The following is a 25,823-nucleotide window of genomic DNA, read 5'->3' on the forward strand; positions in this document are numbered from 1 at the left end:
TTGTCATTGACAGCATTGTGGGCGGCGCCTACATTGCTGCCATGGCCAAGCCTCAGAAGTGGAACGCAAGCGACATCGCCGACCAGACCGGCCGCACCGCCGTCGTCACCGGCGCCAACAGCGGCCTGGGCATCGCCACCGTCGACGCCCTGGCCCGGGCGGGCGCCCATGTCGTCCTCGCCGTACGGGACCCAAAGCGCGGCGAGGCCGCCGCGCGCACCGTCGAGGGCAGCGTCGAGGTGCGCCGGCTGGACCTGGCGGATCTCACGTCGGTGCGGGAGTTCGCCGGCTCCTGGCACGGCGATCTCGACCTGCTGATCAACAACGCCGGCGTCATGAACATCCCCGAGGCCCGCACCAAGGACGGCTTCGAGATGCAGTTCGGGACGAATCACCTGGGGCACTTCGCCCTGACCAACCTGCTGCTGCCCCATGTCACCGACCGGGTGGTCACGGTGGCCTCCGGGGCCCACAGGATTCCCCGCACCAACCACATCCACTTCGACAATCTGAACCTGGCGGGCGAGTACGCGCCCATGACGGCCTACAGCCAGTCCAAGCTCGCCAATCTGCTGTTCACCCTGGAACTGCAGAGCCGCCTCGCCGCCGCGGGGTCGTCCGTACGAGCCCTCGCCGCGCACCCCGGCTGGGCCGCCACCAACCTGCAGGGCGGTGACGCCAGCGTGGTGCGACGCACCCTGATGGCGGTGGGCAACCGGTTCATCGCCCAGGACAACAAGGCCGGCGCCCTGCCCACGCTGTACGCCGCGACGCAGGATCTGCCCGGCGCGAGCTATGCGGGACCGGACGGGCTGGGCGAGCTGCGCGGCGGACCGACGCTCGTCGGCCGCTCGGCCGCCGCCAGTGACCCGGTCTCCGCGGTCCGCCTGTGGCAGGCCTCCGAGGAGCTGACCGGCGTCACGTTCCCCCAGCTGAGCGGGGCGAAGGCGAGGGTCTAACCGCGCGCCGCCCCCGGATGCAGCCGTACCCACCCCTCCCACGCCGACGTGATCATGTCCTGGACGTCGTACTTGGCGTTCCAGCCCAGTTCGGTGGCGATGCGGTCGGCGGAGGCGACGACGCGGGCCGGGTCGCCGGGGCGGCGGGGAGTGGTCACCGGTGGGCGGTCGTAGCCGGTAAGGGCGTTGATGTGGTCGATCATCTCGCGGACCGAGACGCCTTCGCCGCGGCCGATGTTGAGGGTCAGGCCGGTGCCGGGAGACTCCCGCAGGGCGCGGGCCGCGGCCACGTGGGCCTCGGCGAGGTCGACCACGTGGATGTAGTCGCGGACGCATGTCCCGTCGGGGGTGGTGTAGTCGTCGCCGAAGATGCGCGGGGGCGCGTTCTCCGTGAGCTTCTCGAAGACCATGGGGATCAGGTTGAAGACGCCCACATCGGCGAGTTCCGGTGTGGCCGCTCCCGCCACGTTGAAGTACCGCAGGCAGGCGGTGGACAGGCCGGTGGCGCGGCCCGTCGCGCGGACCAGCCACTCGCCCGCCAGCTTCGTCTCGCCGTACGGGCTCATCGGCACGCACGGTGTCTCCTCCGTCACGAGGTCGACGTCCGGCATGCCGTACACGGCGGCGGAGGAGGAGAAGACGAAGGAGGGGACCCCGGCGTCGGTCACCGCGGACAGCAGGACACGCAGGCCCTCGACGTTTTCCCGGTAGTAGTGCAGGGGAAGGTCGACCGATTCGCCGACCTGCTTCTTCGCGGCCAGGTGGACGACGCCGGTGACGGAGTGGTCCCGCAGCACGCCTGCCACCCGCTCGCCGTTCAGAGTCGAGCCGACCACCAGCGGGACGTCCGACGGCACCCGCTCCGCGATACCCGTGGACAGGTCGTCGTAGACCACGGCCCGCTCGCCCGCGTCGAGCATCGCGCGGACGACATGCGCCCCGATGTAGCCGGCGCCGCCGGTGATCAGCCAGGTCATGTGCGGACGTCCCCTTGTCAGTGAGCTCGTGGTGGTGCGGGTGTCGTTCGGTCGCGTGTCGGGGTCTGCGTCCGGATCCGGCCGGGTGGACCGGGGCGGACACAGGGTCTCAGTGAAGCAGGCGGCCGAGCCGACGGCGTACCACTTCGGTCATTCCTCGCCATCCGGGCGCCGTACGCAGGGCCAGCGCGCCCGCGTGCGTGCGGTACGGCTGCACCAGCAGGACGCCGCGGCGGACGTCCGGGACCGCGCTGCGGCGCAGCAAACCGGGACCCGCGAGCGCGTGCGCGGTGACCTCCCGGCTCGTGCCCTCACGGAAGCGGACCATGACACTGAGGTCCCATGTGCCCGCCCCCAGCGCCGACAGGTCCACCGAAGTGGTGGCCGACCACAGGTCGCCATACCGGTCCGGGACGAGCACCGCCTCGAGGTGCAGCCCCACACGGCCCTCCTCCCGGTGCACGAACTCCACCTCCACCGAGGCCGGACCCGCCTCGGCCACCCGCCCGTACAGCTCGTGCAGACGCACCTGCAGCCGGGCGCCACGCGCGCGTGGCCGCAGTTCCGCGTCGACGGCGAGGGGCAGCAGATGCGCGGGGCGCGTCAGGAAGTGGTCCACCGGGACCTGGGGAAGGTCGGTCGACCAGATGGGGGTGGAGTCGGAGGCGCGGGCGTACGGCGGGAGCAGCCGGGCCGGGCGGGCCGCGAGTTCCTTGAGGCGGGGCAGGTCGCGGGGTGCCGGCGAGGCGAGCACGACGCGGGCGACGAGGCGGCCGGGAGCGGTCGGATTGACGGCGAAGTCGGCCGCGTCGAACGTCGACAGGTACGCGCGCGTGAGGTCCCACCACGCGCGGCGGTACTCGGGAGTGCGCTGCTCCAGTTCGCGCGTGTACATCCGCAGCTCGTGGTCGAGGAACTTGGCGTGCACCGCCCGCGCGAGCCCCTTCTCACCCGCGCCGAGGAGGATCTCGTAGGCGGCCTGGTTCGCCTCGGTCCGCGCCCGCCAGTTGTCGACGTCCGCGCGGTCGAGCGAGATGGACAGCCGGGCGGCCGTGCGCCGCACGTGCCAGACGTACACCGTGTCGGGGATGAGCGCGATGCGCGGTCCCGCGGCCAGTACGCGCGCGGTGAAGACGAAGTCCTCGTAAGGGAAGCGGCCCTCGGGGAAGTGGATGCCGTGCTCGCGCAGGAAGTCGGTGCGGTACAGCTTGTTGACGCAGAGCGTGTCGTGCACCAGGCGGGTGCGCCGCGCGGGGTGGGAGACGAGGGCGGGCTTCGCGTAGAGCGCGCGCTCCCAGGGGATCTCGCGGCCCGAGGGCAGCTCACGGCGCACGCACAGTCCGGCCGCGACCTGCGCGCGCTGCCCGGTCGCCGCCGCGAGCAGCGCGTCCACCGCGCCGGGCGGCAGCACGTCGTCGCTGTCCAGGAACATCACGTACGGCGCCGCCGCGGCGTCGATCCCGTCGTTGCGGGGGCTGCCGCAGCCGCCGCTGTTGACCGGCCGGTGGATCACTCTCAGCCGTGGCTCCTCGGCGGCGAGGCCGTCGAGGAGGGCCGCGCTGCCGTCCGTCGAACAGTCGTCCACGGCGATCACCTCGCGGACGGCCGGGCCCTGCGCGAGCGCAGAGCGCACGGCGTCGGCCACATGGGGGGCATCGTCATACCCGATGACGACGACACTGACCTGCGAGGAGTGAGGGTTCATGGGATCCACGGGCCGGAATCGTAGGTGTTGCGAGTAATTTTCCGTTAAGAGCTGCTTAGGGTCTCGTGCGGAAGACGGCAGGAATCGGGTGCGGGTTCCGTGAGAGCCCGCCGGTTTGCGCCCGGTCTGTGGCGGTCTTGGAGGTCCCCGACCGCCACAACCGGGTAAAGGACAGCCCCGCGGCCGTCGCCAGCAGCCCGTTGCGTACGAGCATCAGCAGGCACCCCGTCCAGGTGCTGTGGACGACTTCCCCGTACTGGGCGGGGTACGCGACCGAGCTGATCGCCGTCGCCACCACGATCAGCGCGGCCACCGGGCGCTGGGTGGTGTGCCGCGAGGTCAGACAGACGGCGGACAGGCCGAGCAGCCACACCATGTACTGAGGGCTGATCACCCGGCTCGTCACCGTGAACAGCAGCACGGCGGCGAGCGCCGCGTCGTACGGGGTCGCCGCCGTCCAGTGCCGTGCCCGCACCCGCCACAGCAGCAGCAGCCCGAACGCGGCGACCGTCAGGGCCAGCGAGGCGGCGGCGACCTCGGAGACGTACGGGCCCACGAACTCCATCGCGCCGTACTGGTAGCGCACCCTCCCGGGCCACCCCGCGCGGCGCGCGAAACCCAGCACCGTGCCTCCGAGCGACTCGATCTGCACGCCCCGGCCGCCCTGCTGGCGCAGGAAGTCGAAGGGGCTGCCGAAGACAGCCGCCAGGACCACGAGCAGCGCGGCCGCCGTGACCGCCGCCGACGTCCAGATCTCCCGGGTCGTGCGACCCCTGGGGGTGCCGATCAGGATCAGCGCGGGCCAGACCTTCACCAGGGCCCCCATCGCGGCGAACGCGCCGCACGCGCGCGTGGAGCGCGACAACGTCAACAAGGAGATGACGGCGAACGCGGTGACCTGGACGTCGTACCGGGCGAGCGGGACATGCAGGAGGAGCGGCAGGGCCAGGATCCACAGGGCGGCGCCGCGCAGGCTGCGGCCCGGGCGTCCGCCCGCGCGGGCCAGCGCCCAGGTGATGACGGCGTCCGTGGCGAGGGTGAGGACCACGAAGGCCGTGAAGTACGTCAGCGCCGGCAGCAGCCCGGGCGCCAGCAGCACCGGGCCCGCGCCCGGCGGGTACTGCCACAGCCGGTCGCCCGCCGGGAAGGTGCCGTGCGACAGGACGCCGTACCAGCGGAAGTACAGGTGGCCCACCTCGCGCGAGACCCCGCCCCGGCCGAGCAGGACGAGGTCGTCGTGGGCGAGCAGCCACAGCATCAGGGCGCGGGTGGCCAGCCAGGCGAGGGCGAGCAGGCTGTGTTGTTTCTTCGAGGCGCTCATCAAGGCCGGATCGTAAACCGCATGTATGGATCGTGAGGCCTGATACGCCATCAATACCCAACAGAGGTTGGCTAATCGCACAAAATCACGCTCATGGTAAGTGCGCGCATGAGCCGGTGGCGGGTCAGACATGCCGGGGTCGCGGCCGTCCTCGCGCCCGTCCTCGTCATGCTCGGACTCGGGCTGTGGAGGCTCGACCGCGGTGGCATGTGGCGCGACGAGGCCGTCACCTTCCAGGTCGCGCGGCGCTCGGTGCCGCAGATCTGGCAGCTGCTGCACACCGTCGACGCGGTGCACGGCCTGTACTACCTCCTGATGCACGCCGTGCTCGCCCCGCACCCCGGCGAGTTCGCGCTCCGCCTCCCGTCCGTCTGCGGCGCGGCCACGACCGCGGGCCTGGTCGCCGCCCTCGGCGTCCGCCTGTCCCGCCCCCGGGTCGGCCTGTGGGCTGGCCTGCTGTACGCCGTCACGCCGATGGCCGGGCACTTCGCGCAGGAGGGCCGGTCCTACGCGCTTGTCGCGGCCGGGGCGGCGGGGGCGACGCTGCTTCTGGTGCGGGCGGTGAGCTCGGCGCCTCGGTGGTGGGCGTACGGGGCTACGGTCGCCGTCACCTGCCTGCTGCACGAACTGGCGGTGCTGTTGCTGCTCGCGCACGCCGGCACGTTGGCGCTCGCGCGGATGCCGCGACGGGTGTGGCGGGGGTGGGGGTGTGCGGCGGGGGCCGTGGTGCTTGTGCTGCTGCCGCTCGTCCTGGTCTCGCGGGGGCAGTCCGCGCAGGTCGCCTGGCTGGCGCCGCCCGGGGCCGGGAGCGTGGGGCGGCTGCTGGGCGCGTTCGCGGGGCCGGTGCAGTTGGTTGTCGTGCCGTACGTCGTCCTCATGGTGCTCGCTGTGCCGGCGCTCTTCCCGTGGCGCGGGGGGCTCACTCTTGCGGCGGTTGCTCTGCCCCTGTTGCTGGTTCCGCCCGCGGTGTTGATGACGGTGTCCCGGTTCTCGCCGCTGTACGACGAGCGGTATGTGCTGTATGCGCTTGCGGGGGCGCCGTTGCTTGCTTCCGCCGGGGGCGAGCGACTGGCTGGGGTCGTGGAGCGTCTGCGGGCCGGTGGCGGCCGTGTGCCCACCCTCCCCCACTCTCGGCTCATGAGGCGCCCCCGGCCACACTTGCCCTACACCACCGCCCTGGTCGGCGTTCTGGCCATCACCGTCGCCCTCGTGGTCCAGCTCCCCCTCCTCCGCCAGGACCGCACCCCCGATCACGGTGCCGACAACCTCGCCGTCGTCTCCGCCGCCGCCGCGCGTGAACTGCGGCCCGGGGATCCGGTGTTGTTCCTGCCGTCGATCGTGCGGCGGTCGGCGCTGGCGTATCCGCAGGGGTTTCGCGGCGTGCGGGATGTCGCGCTCGGTGCGCCGGGGCCGGTGTCGGGCACGCTGTACGGGCTGGAGGCGGGACCGGGGGAGCTGCGGCGGCGGCTGGCCCGGCTGGACCGGGTGTGGTTGGTGGCCGAGCCGTTCGCGCTGCGGCCCACCTGGTACCCGGCCCACCCGACCGAACGGCTCAAACTCACCCTGGTCGACGAGGAGTTCGTACGCCTGCGACAGGTCGTACGCAAAGGCGTGACCCTGCGCCTTTACGTCCGCCGCCCGGCCATGCCCTAGACGCAGCCGGGCGTCTCGTCCAGTGCCGCCGCGTCCAGTGCCGTCGTCAGGCGGTCGAGGCGGGCCCGGAGATCGCGGATCTCCTCGAGGTCGGCGCCCGTCGCCGCGGCGATCCGGCGCGGGACGGACCGGGCGCGCTGGCGCAGGGCCGCGCCCTCGTCGGTGAGGTGGACGCGCACGGAGCGCTCGTCGCGGGTGCTGCGCTCACGCCGTACGAGACCGGCCGCCTCCAGCCGCTTCAGCAGCGGCGACAGCGTGCCTGAGTCGAGCCGCAGATGTTCGCCGAGCTTCTTCACGGGCAGCTCGCCGTGCTCCCACAGCACCAGCATCACCAGGTACTGGGGATAGGTGAGCGCGAGGTCCTTGAGGATCACGCGGTAGACGCCGCCGAAGGCGCGCGAGGCGGCGTTCAGGGAGAAGCAGATCTGCTGGTCGAGACGGAGGTAGTCCTCGTCGGACGGGGCCTCCGGGCTCGGGGTGGGCGTGGCGGTCATGTCCCCAGGATAGCTCTTTCGGGCCATTAAATTGTGCACAACTGAATTGCGTGCTCTAATTGTGGACATGAGGCGGTCGGACCGGCCGCCCCGGCAAGACTTCGACCTGAGAGGGATGGTCCCCATGGACGCGCTCTACACCGCTGTCGCCACCGCCACCCACGGCCGCGAGGGCCGCGCCGTCAGCTCCGACGGCAAGCTCGACCTCCAGCTGGCCCCGCCGGTGGAGCTGGGCGGCAATGGTCAGGGCACGAACCCCGAGCAGCTGTTCGCCGCCGGTTACGCCGCCTGTTTCGCCAGCGCCCTCGGTCTCGTCGGCCGCGCGGCGAAGGTCGACGTCAGTGAGGCCGCGGTGACCGGCGAGGTCGGCATCGGCAAGCAGGGCGAGGGCTTCGGGCTGGCCGTCACCCTCCGCGTCGAGCTGCCCGACTCCGTCGACGAGGCCACCGGCCGCAAGCTGGTCGAGCAGGCCCACCAGGTCTGCCCGTACTCCAACGCCACCCGCGGCAACATCCCGGTCGAGCTCGTCGTCGAGTAGTCCTCGGGCGGTTCCCGGCAGGGATCAGCGCCCGACCCGCGCCAGCACCTCGCCCGTCTGCCGGCTCCACGCCACCACCGTCGCCTCCTCGGGCACCCGCCGCCAGCGCGTCAGCAGCAGCCAGCGGACGTGGTACCGGCGGGCGACGGCGGTGCGTTCGGCGCGGCTCGACGCCGGGTCGAGGTAGGAGCGGACCGCCGCGAGCCGCCGCAGCCGCTCGCTCTCGTCGAGGGCGGGGTCGGGCCAGGCGGGCGCGGCGAGGTCGAGGCCGTAGCCCGCGATCAGGTGGACCGAGTGGTACCCGTCGGCGATCACTGCCTCCCCGGGCCCGATGTGCCGCGCCGCCCAGGTGTACGTCGGCCAGCGCGGCGGCTGGTCGAAGCCGACCGGGTCGAGTGAACGCGGCACCACGGCCCCGGCCTGCACGGTGAGGAAGCCGACGCAGGCGCCGAGGGCCGCGGCCCAGCCCAGAAGGCGCCGCCGGTATTCCCACGGCCGCGGTGCCGCCAGCTCCACCCCGAGCGCGAACTGCAGCGGCACCAGGGTGAGTCCCAGGACCCTGCCGTAGGTGTAGTGCCCGCTGACCCAGCCGTACGCCACCGCCGCGCACTCCAGCGCGAACATCAGCACCAGCGGGTCGCGCGGCGAACGCCGTGCCCGCAGCCACAGCGCGGGAACCCCGATCAGCGCCAGCCAGAAGTGCCCGGTCATCCCCTCGTAGAGCCGCTCGTGCATCGCGTCCACGCTGCGGTTCCCAGTCAGCGCGAAGACGTCGAAGTACGGCCAGCGGTAGGCGATCAAGAGGGCTGTCGCCCCCGCCAGCAGCCACCGGCCCGCGACCGCCGCCCGCCAGTCGCGCTGCCACCCCGCCACGAACGCCACCGCGCCGAGCGCCGCCGCGATGAAGGTGATCGGGTGGACGAGCAGGATCAGCCCGTACAGCGCGCCCACCCCCGCGTACCCCCAAAAGCTCCTGAGTCCGCTCGGGCCGACGTACCGGACGGCGCCGCCGGTCCTTCCCGCGCGTGTGCCCGTCAACGCCCAGGCCCAGAAGGTCAGTCCGATGGCGAACGTCGACGGATATCCGAGGTTGCCGGTCATCGACATCAGCCCGAGGTAGCCGCTCCACCATGCCCGCTCGGTGCCCCACAGCAGCACCATCGCGAACAGCCCAAGGACCGGCGCCCATTGACGGCCCGTCAGTACGCGTACGAAGCGCCCGATGCCGGTCAGCAGCACCAGCAGGTTGAACGGACCGGAGAGCCGTACGACCTCCCAGCCGCCCAGGCCGGTCAGCCGGGCGAAGGCTCCCTGCGCCACGGCGTACGGGGAGTAGTACGGGCTGCCCGCGCCGGGCAGGTCCGCCATCGGGTGGAGGGGGTGGAGGAGATGCGCCTTGAGCCGTTCGACGACCGCCGCGTGCTGGCCGGCGTCGCAGCACGGCGGGACACGCCAGTACGCGAGCGACATCACCAGCCAGAACAGCGCGCCGAAGACCTGGTACGGCGTCGGACGCCAGGCGGCCCCGCCCCGCAGCGCCGTCGCGCCGCGCACGGCCCGCCGCACGAGGACGTCGGCGCTCACCGGAAGGAGGCGGGACGATGGGGCAGGGTGGAGAGGGCTGGGCGTGGGGCGGAGGAGGCTCGGCGCGGGGCGGATTGCGGCATTTGTCGTATATTCCCACCAGGGCAACGGGCTAGCCGGGTGTCACCTCATCGGGCGATCTCGGCGTTCCTGCGCGACGGCCCCGGCACCACGGCGCCCGGGGCCCGCACGCGTGGCCCTGCGACCTCCTCAAGGAGCAGCGGAAGCCCCACCACCGGCAGCAGCCACACCAGCACGATCAGCCGGTCGCCCCAGATGTTGATGTCGGGGTGCCCGGCCTGGTTGAGGACCCCGGTGAACGCGGCGGCGAGCAGAAAGCCGGCGAAGGCCGGGCGCCGCCGGAGCGCCCCCCAGGCGGCGCTCACCAGGGCCGTCGGCAGCAGTGGCTCCCAGAGCTGGCGGCGCAGCCACTCCACCCAGAAGTTGAACTCCAGGCGGAGAAACTCCGGCCACACCCGGGCGCGGTCGGGGCGCGAGAAGTGAGCCGTGAGCAAGTCCTGGAGGCTCTCCGACTCGGACGGATAGCGCAGCACCCGCGCAAGGAGGACCGTGGCCACGGTCGCGCCGCCGGCCACCACCGCCAGCGCCCGAAGAGGCCCCGCCCACCGCCCCCGTCGCACGCGGATCACCGTGCACGCGCCGGCCAGGCACAGCCCGAGGAAAAGCGCCTGTGAGTGCTTCACCGTGAAGAGCAGGACCAGGGACGAGCCGACCAGCCAGGTTCCCGCCCGCGCGCGGCCCTCGAGCACCAGCGCGCACCCCCACAGCGCCGCCAGGGTCAGCGTCATCAGCAGGCCCTCGGTCATCGGGCGCATGGCCGTCGTACCGCATGGCAGGACATAGAAGAGGGCCTGCCCGGTCAGGGCGGCGCGGGTGGAGGCGCGCAAGGTGCGCAGCACGAGGAAGGCGAGGACGCCCCCGGCGACCGTGATGACGACACTCGACGTCCACAGACCCCACTTCACGCCCAGCACCGTGATGAACGGCACCAGCAGCGCGGGATATCCCGGCCGCACCTCGAAGATCCGCATGAAGCGGGGCGGCATGAACGGCACGGTGTGCCCCGTCGTCTCGCCGGCCCGCAGCCGCTTCGCCACCCCCGACCACTGGTCGCGCCGGCACTCCTCCATGACCCGCTTGGTGGGACTCGGATCGTGGAAGCGCAGCACGTCGACGCTCTGGTCGCGGCGTGCGCTGGACGCGTTGCCCGCGCAGGCGTAGTCGATGGTGAGCGTGGCGGCATCCCGCTTGCTCTCACCGCGCAGACTCAGCGCGTACGACAGGTAGTTCTTGGTGTCGGGGGTGTCCCGCCCGGTGATGTTGGCCAGCTGGAGGACGGCGAAGACGGCGGCGATCACGACCACCCAGGTGCGTGGCCTCACGACGACGCGAGGACGTCGTGTCCCGCCTGCGCCGGCAGCGGGACGGCGGGGGCCGGCTCCTCGACCTTCTCCCCGAGCATCACCGTCCGCACCACCCGCTCGGCGGCCCGCCCGTCGTCGAATGCGCAAAACCGCGCCCGGAACCCGGCCCGCAGCCGCGCCGACTCGCCGTCCCGCCACGCCCCGGATGCGAACAGCCACGCCAACTCCCGGTAGGAGCTCGCCACATGGCCGGGCGCGTCGGCCGTGATGTCGAAGTAGGCGCCCCGGCTCGCCGCGTACGCCCCCCAGTCGTCCGTGTAGAGCACGATCGGCCGGTTGAGGTTGGCGTAGTCGAACATGAGGGCCGAGTAGTCGGTGACGAGGACGTCGGAGGCGAGCATCAGATCCTCGACGTGCGGTTCGTCCGTCGCGTCGACCACGACGTTGCGGCGGTGCAGTTCGGACAGGCCCATTCCGCGTGCGGGACCGTCCGCGAGCGACGGATGCAGCCGTACGACGAGGGTGTGATCCTCGCCGAGGTCGTCGGCGAACCGGGCCAGGTCGATGCGGTCGACATGGCCGCCCCGGATGTAGTCGCGGCGCGTCGGCGCGTACAGCACCACCCGGTGCTCGGCCGGGATGCCGAGACGGGCGCGGACCGCCGTGCCGTCCTCGGGCCGCGCGCGGACGAGGACGTCGTTGCGGGGGCTGCCGGTGCGCAGCGAGGTGAAGTGGCAGGGATAGGCGCGGTCCCAGACCAGCTCGGAGTGGCGGTTGGCGACCAGGCTGTAGTCCCAGCGGTCGGCGCGGCGCAGCATCTGCGGCACGTCGAGGCCGTGCCGGGCGCCCGGCTTGTCGAGCAGATCGGCCGCCATGTACTTCAGCGGGGTGCCCTGATGGGTGTGGATGTGGATACTGCCGGGGCGTTTGACGAGCGTGCCGGGCCAGTTGACGTTGTTGACGAAGTACGTGGCCCGCGCGGTGACCCGGCGGTAGGGCAAGGAGTCGAGGAGCACGTGCTCGACCCCTGGAGGCAGCTGCGCCGCCTCCTCCTCGTCGCGCACCACCCACACTCCGCGGACGTGCGGGGCGATCTCCCGCGCCTTGTGGTACACGGCCGCCGGGTCGCCGAGCGCCCCCCGGTGCGAGAACGCCGAGTACACCGCCAGGTTCGGGTCGAGTGACCGGTGTTCGTGCAGGACGGACCAGCCGCGCTTGACCCGGGCGGCGGCCGCCTTGCGTACCTGCATCCCGCGCCGGCCGAGCTCCCGGCCGGCGCGTTCCGTCTGCCGCCACGCCTGGTACAGCGGGAATCCACCTTCCAGGACGCGCAGTTCGCGCGGCACGGGACCGCTCTTGTGCTTGCGGAAGAGCGCGGCCGTCAGCCGGAAGAACTCGGCCTTGTCCTGCTCGGGCAGCCGGTCCGGCTTGGAGAGGATGTCCAGACAGTGTTCACCCATCTTGCGGTGCAGATAGGGACGCCAACTCGCGAGGGCGGGGCGGGAATCGAGGAAGGCGAATACCCGCTCGTACTGGTCGTGGATGTCGAAGTGCTTGCGGCTGGTGGTGGACAGGATGTTGCCCTGGCGGCGCTGGCGGTAGGCCAGACAGATCCGGTCCAGCGTGGCGATCCGCTCCGCGCTGAGCATCACCGGGAAGGTCCAGGGCGTGTCCTCGTAGTACCCGGGAGGGAAGGTGAAGCCCTCTCGCTCGACGAACTCGCGGCGGTAGACCTTGTTCCACACCACCATCAACAGCTCGAGGATCTCCGGGTGTTCGGCGGCCGTGAAGGTGCCGTCACCCGCCTCGGCGAGCACCTTGGCGAGGACGTTCCTGCGGGTGCCGCCCCACCAGTAGGTGCGCGCGTAGTCGAAGACCAGCACATCCGGGTCGGCGGTCTCGTCCAGCCGGTCGGCGACGGCGCGCAGGGCGCCGGGCGTGAGCGTGTCGTCGCTGTCGAGGAAGAAGAGGAAGTCACCGGTGGCGTAGGGCATTCCGGCGTTGCGGGCCCGGCCGAGCCCCACGTTCTCGGGCAGGTGCAGCACCCGTACGCGCGGATCGCGGGCCGCGTACTCGTCGAGGATCGCGCCGCAGCCGTCCGGCGAGCGGTCGTCGATGGCGATGACCTCGAGGTCCGTGTACGACTGCTCCAGGACCGAGTCGAGACACTCGCGCAGAAAGCCCTGCACCTTGAAGACGGGGACGATGATGCTGAAGCGGGGCACGTCAGCTCCTTACGAGGGTCGCGGCGGGGGCCGGGGTGCGCTCGGCGAGCGGCACGATGGGCGCGATCGCCTCGGGGGGCTCGCCCAGGAGCACTCTTCGGACGACCCGTTCGGCGGCCCTTCCGTCGTCGAACTGGCAGAAGCGCTCACGGAATTGAGCCCTCAGATCACGCGATTGCGCGTAGGAGCCGTCGCGGAAGACACGGGCCAGCTCCTGCGGAGTACGCGCCACCGGCCCCGGCGGCGCCTTTGTCACGTCGAAGTAGACGCCGCGCGTCTCCCGGTAGACCTCCCAGTCGTCCGCGTACACGACGATCGGGCGGTCGAGGTTGGCGTAGTCGAACATGATCGACGAGTAGTCCGTGATCAGCGCGTCGGCGGCCAGGCAGACGTCCTCCGAGGAGCGGTGCCCGGTCACATCGATGATCCGGCCGCTGCTCCTGGCAGAGCCCTGGTCGTAGAAGTAGTGGGCGCGCAGCAGGACGACGAAGCCGTCGCCGATCTCCTCGCAGAACGCCTCCAGGTCGAGGCGGGAGTCGAAGCCGGTGCTGTAGTCGCGGTGCGTGGGCGCGTACAGCAGGGCCGTCTTGCCCTCGGGAACACCCAACCGCCGTCGTACATCGGCGACGTCCGAGGCGGTCGCCGTGTAGTAGACGTCGTTGCGCGGATAGCCGTACTCCAGGGCCTCGTACGTCGCCGGGAAGGCCCGCTCCCACATCTCCGTGGAGTGCCGGTTGGAGGAGAGGTTGTAGTCCCAGCGGTCCACCCGGGTCAGCAGCTTGGTGAAGCTGCCGGTCGCGGCGGCCACCACCGGGTACGTCGACTGGTCGACTCCCATCTTCTTCAGCGGGGTTCCGTGCTGCGTCTGCAGGTGCACGCTGCCGGGGCGCTTGACGACCTCGTCCGCGAAGTTGGCGTTGTTGATCAGGTACTTGGCGCGGGCCAGCATCTCCCAGGAGCGGCGACTGCCGATCACCGCGTAGTCCAGGCCGTTCGGCAGCGCGTCCACCGCGTCCGGCTCGACCAGGAACACCGAGCGGATGTGCGGGGCGAGTTCACGGGCCTTGGCGTGGATGGCGGCCGGGTTGCAGGCGTAACCGCGGCCCCAGTAGGCGCAGTAGACGGCGAGGTTCTCGTCGAGGGGGCGGCGCAGCTGGGCCGCGTAGAGAGCGCGCGTACGCAGCATGGTCGGGCGCGGCACCAGGGCCGCCGCCTTCGCCGCCGCCTGGTTGGCGCCGCGCAGCGCCCGGAACGCGCTGTAGGCGCCGGTGGCGAGCAGCCGGTGCTGCACTCCGAGACTGCCCGCCGGGGGCCGGAAGCCGGCCGGGCGGTGGCGCCGGTAGAGCCTGCCGGCGCGGCGGAAGAAGGCCCGGCGGCGGCGCGCGGGCACCCGCGTCGGATGGGCCGCCGTCTTCAGCACGAGGGCGAAGAGCCGGTCGAACAGCGCCCGCGCGCGGGCCGCCGACACCGTCTGTTCGGCCGCGTGGGTGAGGACCAGTTCGACCTGGTCAAGAAGCTCGAACTGGTGCTCGCCCGGTGTGTTGAGCCGGCTGCCCTGACGGCGCAGGTGATGCCGTACGCACACCGCGTCCAGTGCCGCCACGCGTCCGGTCGCCAGGGTCACCAGACCGCCCCAGCCGGCGTCCGTGAAGTGGCCGTCCGGAAAGGTGAGCCGGTGCTCGATGAGGAAGGCGCGACGGTAGGCCGCGCTCCACGCCGGGACGTGTACGCCGATGACGTCCGGGTCCTTGTCCAGCGGGGGCGTGCTCGACTCGCCCTCCCACCAGTGCACCCGCTCGTGCCCGAAGCAGAGGACGTCCACCTCGGTCCGCAGCCCGGCGTCCAGATTCGCCAGCGCGCCCGGCACCAGATCGTCGTCGCCGTCCAGGAAGATCAGATACGTCCCGGTCGCCGCCGCCATCCCGGCGTTGCGCGCCGCGCTCAGCCCGCCCGACGGCGGCGAGTGGACCGGAGCGACCCGGGAGTCCCGCGCGGCGTACGCGGCGGCGACCGTCCCGGCCGGGGAATCGGGCGCGTCGCAGACCGGGATCAGCTCGAAGTCGCCGTAGGACTGGGTGAGGACCGAGTCCAGCGCATGGGCCAGTCGCCCGGCGACTCCATGGGTGGGCACGATCACGCTGAAGCGGGGCATTCTGCTCTTTCTCTCAAGGGCGCCTCGTTCTCTCCAGGGGCGCCGAGGTGGGGTCTCATCGCCCCGGTCGTCCGGCGGGCCGCCAGGTGGCGGGCCGGGTGGGCGTGGGCCGCGACGGGCTCGAGGGCACGCGGACTCCGGTTCAGAGGGCCTCGGTGACGGGGACCGCTCCGCCCGGGGACGGCACGGTCGCGACCGGAGCGGTGGGGCGGGCGGCGGCGGCCGAGGGGACCGGGTGGCGGTCGGCGAGCGGGGTGAACGACGGCAGACCGGCGCTCTCGCCGAGCACCACCCGGCGCACCACGCGCTCGGCGGCGCGCCCGTCGTCGTACGGGCAGAACCGCTCGCGGAACGCGGCCCGCAGCTGCGTGGAGCGGGAGCCGCGCCAGTGCCCGGTCGCGAAGATGTCGATCAGCTCGTCCTCATTGCGCGCGACCGCGCCCGGAGGGAAGGCGCGCAGGTCGAAGTAGGTGCCGCGGGCCGCCTCGTACGCCTCCCAGTCGTCCGCGTGGATGACGATCGGCCGGTCCAGGCCCGCGTAGTCGAACATCAGGGACGAGTAGTCCGTGATCAGCGCGTCCGAGGCGAGACACAGGGACTCGATGCTCGGATGGTCGGACACATCGATGACACGGCCGCCCGCGGCCTGTGTGAGCGGCGCCTCGTAGGAGTGGTGGGCGCGGGTCAACACAACGAAACGCGGGCCGAGTTGGCGCAGGAGGCGTTCCAGGTCGAGGGTGCGGCGCTGGGTGCGGCGGTAGTCGCGGTACGTCGGCGCGTACAGCACGGCTACCGCGCCCGCGGGAATGCCGAGCGACTCGCGCAGCCGGGACACGTCCGCCGAAGTCGCACGCTGGAACACGTCGTTGCGGGGGAGGCCGTACTCCAGCGTGGTGTACCCGGAAGGGAAGACGCGCTCCCAGACCAGGGTGGAGTGGCGGTTGGCGGACAGGCAGTAGTCCCACTTGTCGGCGTTGCGCAGCAGCTCCGCGAAGTCGGTGCCGCGCGCCGCCGCCGGGCGGTCCTGGAGGTCGAGGCCCATGTGCTTGAGCGGAGTCCCGTGCTGCGTCTGGATCATGATCTGGCCGCGGCGCTTGACCAGCCGCCGGTCGAAGTTGACGTTGTTCACCAGGTATTTGGAGCGGGCGAGCGCCGTCCAGTACGCCGCCGTACCGGGCCGCAGCCGGCGCGTGGAGGCGGGGATCGTGTGCTGGTGCTCGGGGTGCGCGATCCACGCGGTGCGGATGTGCGGCGCGACATCACGGAACGCGGACTCCAGGGCGCCCGGGTTGCAGCCGTGGCCGCGGCCCCAGTAGCTGGAGAAGACGGCGCGGTCGGCGCGCAGCGGGAGACGCAGCTGAACGCGGTAGTGCAGCTGGAGCGCGGCGCCGCGCGCGGTGCGGAGCACCTGGGAAGTCAGGTGATGGCCACGTCTGTTGAGGGACGCCGCCGCGGACAGCAGCCGGTACGCGCGATGGGCGCCCAGCCTGACCAGCGCGTGCCGCAGCCGGGTGCGGAGGCGGACGGGGGCGCCCGGCACGCGGTATCGGCGGTAGTGCGCGCGCGCCGCCCGCAGAAACGCGGCGCGCGCGCCGCGCGGAAGCCGGCCGCGCTTGACGAACACCGTCGAGAAGTGGTCGACCATGCGGCGGAACAGGACGGGGCGCCATCGGGCCAGCTCCGGGTGCGCGTCGATGTGCGCGAAGACACGGTCGTACTGCCCGAAGATGTCGAAGTGCTTACGGCTGCTGGTGCCCAGGATGCTGCCGTGGCGCCGCTGGCGGTAGTGGACGCAGACCCGGTCGAGGGTGGCGATCGTCTCCGCGGACATCAGCACCGGGTAGGTCCAGGGCGTGTCCTCGTAGTAGCCCGGCGGGAAGGTGAACCCCTCGCGCTCGACGAACTCCCGGCGGTAGGCCTTGTTCCACACCACCATCAGCACCCTGAGCAGCCCCGGCCGGTCATCCAGCCGGAACGGCGCCGGGCCCTGCTGCGAAAGCTGCGCCGCGAACTGATTGCGGACGGCCTCGCCCGACCAGTACGTGCGCGCGTAGTCGTAGACCAGGACGTCCGGTTCGGCGGTCTCCTTCAGCCGGTCGGCGATGGCGCGCAGTGCGTCCGGGGTGAGGCTGTCGTCGCTGTCCAGGAAGATCAGGTAGTCGCCGGTGGCGTGTTCGAGACCCGCGTTGCGGGCGCGGCCCAGGCCCACGTTCTCCGTCAGATGTACGGGGCGCACGCGGGCGTCGCGGGCCGCGAACTCGTCGATGATCGCGCCGCACGCGTCGGGCGAACAGTCGTTGACCGCGATCAGCTCGAGATCCGGATAGGACTGCCCCAGGACGGATTCCAGGCACTCGTGCAGGTACGCCTGAACCTTGTACGCGGGGACGATGACACTGAACCTGGGCAAGGGACATCCATGGGTCGGCGCGGGCATACCTGCCCGGAAACGGCCGAAGGGGTGAGTTGGTTACGCCAGATGTGGCATACGGGGGACCCCGCGTGAACGCGAAGGGGCGGGCCGGTGTCCGGCCCGCCCCTCAAACGCCGTCGACCGGCGGTTATTTCACCGCGCCCGCCATCACGCCGGACACGAACTGCCGCTGGAACGCGAAGAACACGGCCAGCGGGATCACCATCGAGATGAACGCGCCCGGCGCGAGCACATCGATGTTGTTGCCGAACTGGCGTACCTGTGTCTGCAGCGCGACCGTGATCGGCTGGCTCCCGGAGTTGGAGAACACCAGCGCGACCAGCATGTCGTTCCACACCCACAGGAACTGGAAGATGCCGAGCGAGGCGATCGCGGGACCGCCGAGCGGCATCACGACCCGTACGAACAGGCGAAGTTCACCCGCGCCGTCGAGGCGGGCCGCCTCCAGCAGTTCTCGCGGGATCTCCGCGAAGAAGTTCCGCAGCAGGAACACCGCGAAGGGCAGACCGAAGCCCACGTGGAAGAGGACCACGCCGATGATCGTCCCGAAGATGCCGATCTTGCCGAAGAGTTCGGCGATCGGGATCAGCGCGACCTGAACCGGAACGACCAGCAAGCCGACCACGCCGAGGAACCACCAGTCTCGGCCGGGGAACTCCATCCAGGCGAAGGCGTAGCCCGCAAGCGAGCCGATGGCGACGACGAGGAGAGTCGCGGGGACGGTGATCAACACCGTGTTCACCAGCGAGTTGGTGATGTCGCTGTTCTCCAGGAGCTTCTGGTAGCTGTCCACGGTGAGCTGCGAGGGCTCGGTGAAGACCTTCCACCAGCCGGACGCGCTCATGTCCGCCGGCTTGCGCAGCGAGGACAGCAGCAGCCCGATGGTCGGCACCAGCCAGAACAGGCCGACCAGGAGCAGGAACACGCGCAGGATGCCACCGCTGACCCCACTGGCCAGGCGTGAGCCGAGCGATGGCTTGGCCTTGCTCAGGGCGGTCGTGGGCGCGCTCTTCGTGACACTTCCGGCGTGCGTGGTCATCGCCGCACCTCCCGCCTGAGCCGTCGGACGTTGCTGCGTTTTCCCGGGGGCGCTGACATCAGCGGCTGCCGCCGCGGGCCCCCGGACCCCCAGCCGAAAGACGGGCGCGCTGTCATCGCCGCACCTCCCGCCTGAGCCGTCGGACGTTGAACAGCATCACCGGGATCACCAGCAGCAGCAAGAACACCGCGATGGCGCTCGCGATGCCCGGCTGGTCCTCGGAGAAGCCCTTGCGGTACAGCTCCAGGGCCAGCACGTTGGCGTCGTCCTGGGACGAGCCGGGCGCGATGATGAAGACCAGGTCGAAGACCTTCAGGACGTTGATCATCAGGGTGACGGTGACGACCGCGAGGACGGGCGCGAGCAGCGGCACCGTGACCCTGCGGAACACCTGCCACTCGTTCGCGCCGTCGACCCGGGCCGCCTCCAGCAGCTCGCGCGGCACACCCGCGAGCCCCGCCGCGATCAGCACCATCGCGAAACCCGCCCACATCCAGATGTACGAGCCGATGATGGCCGGCGTGACCAGGGACGGGCCGAGCCAGTCCAGGCCGTTGTACGGCTCCTTGAAGTTGCTTGCCGGAAGCCGGAGTCGGGCTCCGTCGGCCATGTCCGACAGCGTGAACGTACCGTCGTCGCGGACCTTCGTGGAGTCGACGACCTTGCCGTCCTTGACGGCCTCGATCCGCATGCCCGCGTAGCCCAGTTCACCCGCGTCCACCTGCCCGAGCTTCCCGACGCCCTTGCCGCGGGTGAAGTCCTGCCAGGCCGTGCCGGTGACCTTGCCCGGCTCGGTCCTGGCCTGCACGGCCTTCTTGGCACTGTCGGGCATCTGGTCCGGGGCGACACCGACGAGCGGGAGGGTGACGGACTGCCCGGCGTGGACGGGGTTCTTGGTGAGGAACCCGCCGCTTCGAGGTTCGAGCGGCGACTGCCGTCCGGGGTGGGCTTTCGGGAACGCCGACGACTGGGCGAAGGTGTCGTGGACCCCGACCCACACCGCGTTGGCGACCCCCTTGTGCGGGTCCTGGTCGTACACCAGCCGGAAGATGATGCCCGCCGCGAGCATCGAGATCGCCATCGGCATGAAGACGACCAGCTTGAACGCCGTGCCCCAGCGCACCCGTTCGGTGAGCACCGCGAAGATCAGACCGAGCGCGGTCGCGACCGTCGGCGCGAACACCACCCAGATGATGTTGTTCTTGAGCGCGGTACGGATGCCGTCATCGGTGAACAGGGACTTGTAGTTGTCGATTCCGGCGAAGCCGTCGCCGGACTGGTCGTAGAAGCTGCGGACGACCGAGTACCCGATCGGGTAGACCACGAGCGCGCCGAGCAGCACCAGGGCGGGCAGCAGGAAGAGGACCGCCACGGTCCTGCGGGTGCCGGTCACGCTCTTGCGTGTACGGGCCGGAGGCACCGGTGCGGTGCCTCCGGCCGTTGCCGACGTCATCGCCGGATCAGCCCTTGTAGGCCGCGGCGGCGTCCGATTCGAGCTTCGCCTGTGTCCCCGCCACGTCCTTCGGGTTCTTCAGGAAGTCCTGCAGGTCCTTCCACTCGCCCTTGCCCGGCGTGCCGCCGAAGGCCTGCGGGGCCTGGTCGGACATGTCGAAGCGGAAGTCGTCGCCGGCCGCGATCAGGGCCTTGGCCATCTTCTGCTGCACCGCGTTCGGGTACGCGGACAGCGCGACGCCCTTGTTGGGCGAGAGGTAGCCGCCGAGCTTCGCCTGGATGGTCGCCGCGTCCGGAGAGGCCAGGAAGGTGGCCAGTGCCTGGGCCGCCTTGGAGTCCTTCAGGATGACGGCCGCGTCACCACCGCTGACCACGGGCGCCTTGTCGCTGACCGCCGGGAACGGGAACACCTTGGCGTCCGTTCCCACCTTGGACTTGGTCTCCGCGATGTTGACCTGCGCGAAGTCGCCCTCGAAGACCATGCCCGCCTTCGGCTGCTCGCCGCCGGTGAACGTCTGCGTCACCGACGCCGGGAACTCCGTCTGCAGCGCGCCGTCCGCACCGCCCGCGATGTAGTTCTTGTTGCCCCACATCTGGGCGAGCGTGGTCAGCGCGTCCTTCACGGACGGGTCCGTCCACTTGATCTTGTGCTGGGCGAGCTGGTCGTACTTCTCCGGGCCGGCCTGGGAGAGGTAGATGTTCTCGAACCAGTCGGTGAGGGTCCACCCGTCCGCGCCTCCGACGGACACCGGTGTGACTCCGGAGTCGTAAATCGTCTGCGCGGTGGTGAGGAACTCCTTCCAGGTCTTCGGCTCCTTGGCCCCCGCGTTCTCGAAGACCTTGTTGTTGTACCAGACCAGGGACTTGTTGGCGGCCTTGTAGTAGACGCCGTACTGCTTGCCGTCGACCTTGCCGAGGTCCTGCCAGCCCTGGGAGTAGTTCTTCGCGAGCTGGGCCTGCGCGTCCGCGCCGACGGGCTTGGCCCATTTCTTCGCGACGGCCTGCTTGATGGCGCCGACCTGAGGGAGCATCGCGATGTCCGGTGGCGCACCGCCCGCGATCTTCGAACCGAGGAAGTTGATGATCGGGTCCTGCGCGGGTACGAAGGTGACCTTCGCGCCCGTGCGCTTCTCGAACTCCGCCAGCACCTTCTTGAAGTTGGCCTGTTCCGGGCCGGTCCATACGGCGGCGACTTCCAGACTGGCGCCATTGAGCTTGGGAAGGGTGACGGTGTCGGCACTGGTGCCGCCGCTCGCCGTGCTGTTGCCGCTGCTGCCCTTGTCCTTGTTGTCGCCGCCGCACGCGGTGAGCGTGAGCGCGCCGGCGACGACGGCGGCCGCGGCGGCCTGTGCGGCTCTGCGTGACCTGTGCGTGGAGTGACTGGGCGACCTGTGTACACGAAGATTGCTGCGCATCACTGCCCCGTTCTTCGTTCCTCGTCGAACGTCCTGCGCTGTCCCGTGCGGTCTGGTCTACGCCCGGTCCCACGAACGCGGCAAGAGCGCCAGCGCTGTCAAGAGAGCGATCGTAATTGGGTCGTGACGTGGGGTCTCGTACGCGGGACTCCGGCGAGCCTTGGCCGAGAATTCAGCCCCGCCGGCAAAAGGTCAGCCCCTGAAGCGAGAATTCAGCCCCTTCGGCGCAAAATCAGCCCCTCCGGCGTTTGGGGAGCGGGGTCTGGGCGGAGTCCAGGACGGGGCGGAGTCCAGGACGGGGCGGGTAGGGGCGGTGGGGGCGGAACGCATCACCCGCCCCCACCCATCCCATCCGCGCCGGGGCTAAAGCAGCGACGGCACCTCGACCGCGGCAACGGAGCGGGCCGCGCGCTCCAGGGCGCTGGCGAGCAGCGCCAAGTCGGTGGGCCCGTTGCCGAGCTCGCGCACGGGCCGCCGGGCCGGCGGATCACCCATGCGGTGCCACTCCAGGGGAACGACCGTCGGGCGGAGCGTGGCCGTACGGGGAATGCGCCCCGTGACCCGGCCGCCCTGGAAGGGCGTGACCCGCCCGTCGGGGCAAAGCAGCCGCCCCCGCCCGGGAGCAGGTTCATCCGGCCCCGGCGACGGCGCGTCGAGCGTCACCCGCAACGCGGCGGAACGCGCCAGCTCCGACCCCGCCGTACGCCCGTCGACACCGGCCGCGGCCACGAGGTGCACCCCGAGCCGGTCCCCCTCACGGGCAACGGCCTCCAGCGCCCGTATCACCGACCCGGCCGCGGGCCGCCCCGGAGACCCCAACGCGGGGGACAGCAACGCGTCCAGATCGTCGACGACCACGACGAGGCGGGCCAGCGGCGGCCCCGGCTCCGCACGCTCCCGCGCGGCGGCAGGGCGCAGCCGCATTGTGGAACTGGGCGCCGCGTCGAGATCCGCGGCGCCGGACGACGCCCCTGACGCCGTCCCGGACGACGACCTGGCGGAGCGCTGCGACACGATCCGGCCCGACACCTCGCGCCCGGTGTGCCACTCCACGAAGCCGAGCCGTCCGAGCAGCTCGGCCCGCCGCTTCAGTTCGGCGCTGAGGGACTGGGCGAACTCCCGCATGCGTACCGGGTCGTTGGCGGTGAGGTGGGTGGTGACGTGGGGCAGGTCCGTGCAGACCTGGAGCCCTTCGCCGCGTTGTTCCGCGCCATGGCCCCCCGTGCTGTCCCGCCCGTCCATCAGGACGATCCCGAGGCGGTCGGGCCGCTCGGCGGCGGCGAGGGACGCGGCGACGGAGCGCAGCAGTTCCGTACGGCCACTGCCCGACGGGCCCTCGATCAGCAGATGCGGGCCCTCCTCGGGGAGGTCCACGGTGACGGGGCCGCGTGGTCCGGCGCCGAGCACGACCCGGGCGCGCCCGCCGAGGGACTCCGTGTCGTCCGCCGCGTCCGCCCAACGCGTCATCAGTGAGGCGGGGGTGGCGCGGGCAAGCCCCAACTCGTCGAGTAGCCGCGCCGCTTGAGGCAGGGGAGCGGACACGCGCGCGTGCCGCTCGCCGTGCGCGCCGTCCGTCCGCAACGGCGCGAGCGCCCGTGCGAACCGCTCGGCCCACGCCACCGACACCGCGTCGACCGCGGCGACGGTGCCGTGCCCCACGGGACCCCGGGGCGCGTGCGCGGACCATCCGACGTGCGTGGAGGGCCCTACGGAGGCGCCGCGCGTGGAGGGCACGACGGACCCGTCACCCGTCGTGCGCCCGCTGGAGCCGCCACGTGTCGCCGATCCGGTGCCTTCGGGGTGCGGTGTAACGGGCCCGCCGCCCCGCGTCGTGTGCCCGCTGGAGCCGCCACCCGTCGCCGGGCCGGTGCCTTCGGAGTGCGGTGCGAGGGGCCCGCCGCCTCGCGTAGCCGGGCCAGTACCTCCGCCGTGCGGTGTCACCGGCCCAGCGGCTCCGCCCTGCCCGCGCGCCGTGGGCCCTCCTTGGGCGGCGCCGCCGGTCTCGCCCCGCGCGCGCCCCGTGGGCTCGCCTTGCGCGGTGCTGCCATTCGCGCCCCGCGCAGGCTGCTCAGCCGCCCCCCGCGCAACCCCCGCGGGGCCGCCCGGTGCGACCCGCAGCAGTCGCAGTGCCGTGGCCACGTCGCCGCTGAGGAGGGCGACCGCACCGCACTCCCGGAATGCCGGTGACGCCTCGCACGCCGCCTCGTATGTCTCTGTCACCGGTGAGGCGGGCGACGCGGCGGCGGTCTCGGCGAGGCAGAGCATGTGGATACCGGCCCGCGCGCCCTGGTGCGTCAGCCGCACCACGGCCTCCCGTACATCGGCGCCCCCGGGATCCCCGTCCACGACGACCACGGTGTACGGCCCCTCGAAGCCGCGATCCGCCAGGTCCTCGTCGCGCGCCCAGGAGGGCCGCCGCGCTCCTCCCCGGAGGCCCGCACTGTCCGTGTCGACGGTTGGGCCGCCGATCGGACCGCCCGGGGCGTGGCCCGCTTCCGTCAGGTGGTCCTCCAGGCGGCGGAGGAGTTCGTCCGTGCGGGCCGTCGCCTGTTCGCGGTCGTAGGCCAGCAGGAGGCGGCAGTCCTGGCCGTGGGTGGGGCGCAGATGGGGGAGCCAGCCGAGCCAGGACCACTCGGCGGTGCGCTCGTCCACCGTGCGCGAGCGGTCCGTGCTGATCAGGACGATTTCGAGGGCGTCGGGCGAGTGCAACGCGGCGAGCTGGGCCACGACCGCGCGGGCCAGGCCCGCAAGGCGCGCCCGCGGTCCGGCAAGGCCCAGCGAGCCGACCTCCCGCAGACCGGCGGTCACCGGCACCGCGGGCAGCAGGCCCGAGCCGTCCGGCGCCGCCCGGTCGGCCGTGCCCAGCCGCACCGTCAGGGTCTCCGGGTGCCCGGGGCCGCGCTCCCACAGCCGAGGTCCCGGCCCGAGCGCGGTGAGCAGCAGCGTCGCGGGGTCGGGCCAGCGCTCCGGAGACTGCGGCACGTCGGGGAGGGCCTCCTCCGCCGTGGCCGCTTCGTCGTCGTACGCGGTCTGTCCGGCCGCCGTCGGCTCCCCGCGGCCTCCTCCGGTCAGCCGCCGTGCCCACGCGCCGATGCCGCCCCGCTTGCGGACGCCCGAGGGGACGTCCGTGCCGCGCAGAGGCGTGCCCTTGCGCGGAAGCGGAAGGGGAGTAGTCGCAACGGCGGACGCGCCCGCCGTTGCGACCGGGGCGCAATCGCCGTCCTCCTCGGTCCCACCGCCCGGCGTGTTCTCGATCCGGGGTGCCCCGCCCTGTTCCGGAACGACCGACGGCGCGCCGGGACCATGTCCCTGCGCCCCGGGAACACCGCCTCCGGAGGCACCCCACTCCGCCGATCCATAGGCGTGATGCGTCTCACCGCCGGGCGGGAGAGGACCGCCCCGCGTGCCGTGGTCGCCCTCCCCGCGCGCGTGGGGGACGAGGGGGACTGTCTTGAGCCGGGTGCCCGTGTCCTCCTCGCAGGCGCCGGTCCCGGCCGCCACCCGGACGTGCCCCTCCCCGTCCGGCGCCGTCCCCACGGCCTCCGTACCCACGGGTGGAGCAAGCCGCAGCGCGGATTCCCCGACCCTCAGCAGTGCGCCCGGTGCGAAGCGGACGGAGCGGGTGCCGACGCGGGTGCCGTCGAGTGTCGTGCCGTTCGTGGAGCCCAGGTCGGCGACCGAGACGCGGCCCTCGGGGGTGACGGTGACCGCGCAGTGCAGACGGGAGACGTCGGGGTCGTCCAGGGGCACGTCCGCGTCGGCGGAGCGGCCGATATGGATCTGGCCGCCGTGCAGGAGGTGGACGCCGCCCGCGTCGGGGCCCGCGACCACATGGAGCTGGGCGGCGACGTCGTCCACCTCGGGGCCGGGTTCGGCGGGCGGGCTCAGGGAGAGCACCGCTCCGTCCGTCAGCGGCGGCTCGCCGAGCGTGCAGCGGTGCGCGTCGAGCCGCTCCGTGCCCGCGTACAGCACGACCTGGCCGTCACCCGCGCCGACCGCCGAGGCCAGCCCCGACGCGACCGCGGCCAGCGCCGTCCCGGCGGGCGCGGTGACCAGCACATCGCAGGCCGCGGCACGCCCCCGCGGCTCCGAGGGCGGGCCCAGCGGGTCTACGACGGTCAGCCGGATCTGCATCGCCGTCAGCGGTCCCTTCAGCGCAGGTGTCCGCGACGAGGACGAGGCTGCGCTGCGGTCCCCCACCGCAGAATCCCCCACCGCACACGGGCACGTCGGCCAGTACTGGAGGCATCCTCGCACCTGCCACTGACAACACGCCCGCCACCCACCCGTAAGTGATCTTGATTGGTCGGCTCTGCCCGTAAAAGTGCCTGACCAGTGCCCGACCGGTGCCCGCTTGAGATCAGTCACGCCAAGCGTTCGGCAACCACGCGACCGGACCGAGCGTCTTTACTTCGAACATGGAACAGCAAGTGCCGTGTACGGCGGCACTACAGTGGGTCGGAACACCTCTACCACAGTGATCATGGTGG

At 71.9% G+C, this 25,823-nt stretch carries 16 protein-coding genes; 3 read left to right on the forward strand and 13 right to left on the reverse strand.

All coding sequences use genetic code 11. The features are described 5' to 3' along the window. Window positions 1–41: 41 nt before the first annotated feature. Window positions 42–959: an oxidoreductase gene (locus tag AB0D27_RS16065; protein WP_362508037.1), complete on the forward strand. Its 918-nt coding sequence runs from the start codon at window positions 42–44 to the stop codon at window positions 957–959. Here the strand turns inward: AB0D27_RS16065 and galE are convergent. The 3 genes from galE to AB0D27_RS16080 all read right to left on the reverse strand — a co-directional run bounded on the left by galE (window position 956) and on the right by AB0D27_RS16080 (window position 4,962). Beyond that, window positions 956–1,936, reverse strand: a complete 981-nt coding sequence (gene galE, locus AB0D27_RS16070; RefSeq protein WP_362508040.1) for a UDP-glucose 4-epimerase GalE — start codon at window positions 1,934–1,936, stop codon at window positions 956–958. The two genes, AB0D27_RS16065 and galE, sit on opposite strands and share 4 nt — an antisense overlap. A gap of 109 nt (window positions 1,937–2,045) precedes the next feature. After that, window positions 2,046–3,641 carry a glycosyltransferase family 2 protein gene (locus AB0D27_RS16075; protein WP_362508197.1) on the reverse strand — a complete coding sequence of 532 codons (1,596 nt, stop codon included), beginning with the start codon at window positions 3,639–3,641 and terminating at the stop codon, window positions 2,046–2,048. 55 nt (window positions 3,642–3,696) lie between these two features. Further along, on the reverse strand, window positions 3,697–4,962 hold the full coding sequence (locus tag AB0D27_RS16080; RefSeq protein ID WP_362508043.1) for a glycosyltransferase 87 family protein: 1,266 nt from the start codon (window positions 4,960–4,962) through the stop codon (window positions 3,697–3,699). Between the two features lie 108 nt (window positions 4,963–5,070). On the opposite strand from AB0D27_RS16080, the gene AB0D27_RS16085 reads away from it, so the two are divergent. Next, a complete protein-coding gene (locus AB0D27_RS16085; RefSeq protein ID WP_362508046.1) occupies window positions 5,071–6,615 on the forward strand; it encodes a glycosyltransferase family 39 protein in 1,545 nt (514 codons plus the stop codon). Here the strand turns inward: AB0D27_RS16085 and AB0D27_RS16090 are convergent. Then, the gene (locus AB0D27_RS16090; RefSeq protein ID WP_362508049.1) at window positions 6,612–7,109 is read right to left on the reverse strand and encodes a MarR family transcriptional regulator; all 498 of its coding nucleotides are present in this window, start codon (window positions 7,107–7,109) and stop codon (window positions 6,612–6,614) included. The two genes, AB0D27_RS16085 and AB0D27_RS16090, sit on opposite strands and share 4 nt — an antisense overlap. A gap of 124 nt (window positions 7,110–7,233) precedes the next feature. On the opposite strand from AB0D27_RS16090, the gene AB0D27_RS16095 reads away from it, so the two are divergent. Further along, window positions 7,234–7,647, forward strand: coding sequence for an organic hydroperoxide resistance protein (locus AB0D27_RS16095; protein ID WP_362508051.1), 414 nt, complete (start codon window positions 7,234–7,236; stop codon window positions 7,645–7,647). Between the two features lie 24 nt (window positions 7,648–7,671). Here the strand turns inward: AB0D27_RS16095 and AB0D27_RS16100 are convergent, their stop codons facing one another. From AB0D27_RS16100 to AB0D27_RS16140, 9 genes are all read right to left on the reverse strand, one after another. Further along, complete coding sequence (locus tag AB0D27_RS16100; protein ID WP_362508054.1) at window positions 7,672–9,231, reverse strand: hypothetical protein; 1,560 nt, start codon at window positions 9,229–9,231, stop codon at window positions 7,672–7,674. Window positions 9,232–9,359: 128 nt separating this feature from the next. Further along, the gene (locus AB0D27_RS16105) at window positions 9,360–10,634 is read right to left on the reverse strand and encodes a hypothetical protein (RefSeq protein ID WP_362508057.1); all 1,275 of its coding nucleotides are present in this window, start codon (window positions 10,632–10,634) and stop codon (window positions 9,360–9,362) included. Further along, on the reverse strand, window positions 10,631–12,841 hold the full coding sequence (locus AB0D27_RS16110; protein ID WP_362508060.1) for a CDP-glycerol glycerophosphotransferase family protein: 2,211 nt from the start codon (window positions 12,839–12,841) through the stop codon (window positions 10,631–10,633). The genes AB0D27_RS16105 and AB0D27_RS16110 overlap by 4 nt, the downstream gene beginning before the upstream one ends. A 1-nt stretch (window position 12,842) precedes the next feature. Next, the gene (locus tag AB0D27_RS16115) at window positions 12,843–14,993 is read right to left on the reverse strand and encodes a bifunctional glycosyltransferase family 2 protein/CDP-glycerol:glycerophosphate glycerophosphotransferase (RefSeq protein ID WP_362508063.1); all 2,151 of its coding nucleotides are present in this window, start codon (window positions 14,991–14,993) and stop codon (window positions 12,843–12,845) included. Window positions 14,994–15,135: 142 nt separating this feature from the next. Then, window positions 15,136–17,403 (reverse strand): bifunctional glycosyltransferase family 2 protein/CDP-glycerol:glycerophosphate glycerophosphotransferase, encoded by a 2,268-nt coding sequence (locus AB0D27_RS16120; RefSeq protein ID WP_362508066.1) that lies wholly within the window; start codon window positions 17,401–17,403, stop codon window positions 15,136–15,138. 151 nt (window positions 17,404–17,554) lie between these two features. Beyond that, window positions 17,555–18,466, reverse strand: coding sequence for a carbohydrate ABC transporter permease (locus tag AB0D27_RS16125; protein WP_362508068.1), 912 nt, complete (start codon window positions 18,464–18,466; stop codon window positions 17,555–17,557). A 112-nt stretch (window positions 18,467–18,578) separates the two neighbouring features. After that, complete coding sequence (locus AB0D27_RS16130) at window positions 18,579–19,919, reverse strand: sugar ABC transporter permease (protein ID WP_362508070.1); 1,341 nt, start codon at window positions 19,917–19,919, stop codon at window positions 18,579–18,581. A 7-nt stretch (window positions 19,920–19,926) separates the two neighbouring features. After that, window positions 19,927–21,333 (reverse strand): extracellular solute-binding protein, encoded by a 1,407-nt coding sequence (locus AB0D27_RS16135; RefSeq protein WP_362508073.1) that lies wholly within the window; start codon window positions 21,331–21,333, stop codon window positions 19,927–19,929. A gap of 363 nt (window positions 21,334–21,696) precedes the next feature. Beyond that, a complete protein-coding gene (locus tag AB0D27_RS16140) occupies window positions 21,697–25,467 on the reverse strand; it encodes an FHA domain-containing protein (protein WP_362508200.1) in 3,771 nt (1,256 codons plus the stop codon). Window positions 25,468–25,823: the final 356 nt, after the last annotated feature.

The sequence above is a fragment of the Streptomyces sp. NPDC048415 genome (assembly GCF_040651675.1).
GTDB lineage: Bacteria > Actinomycetota > Actinomycetes > Streptomycetales > Streptomycetaceae > Streptomyces.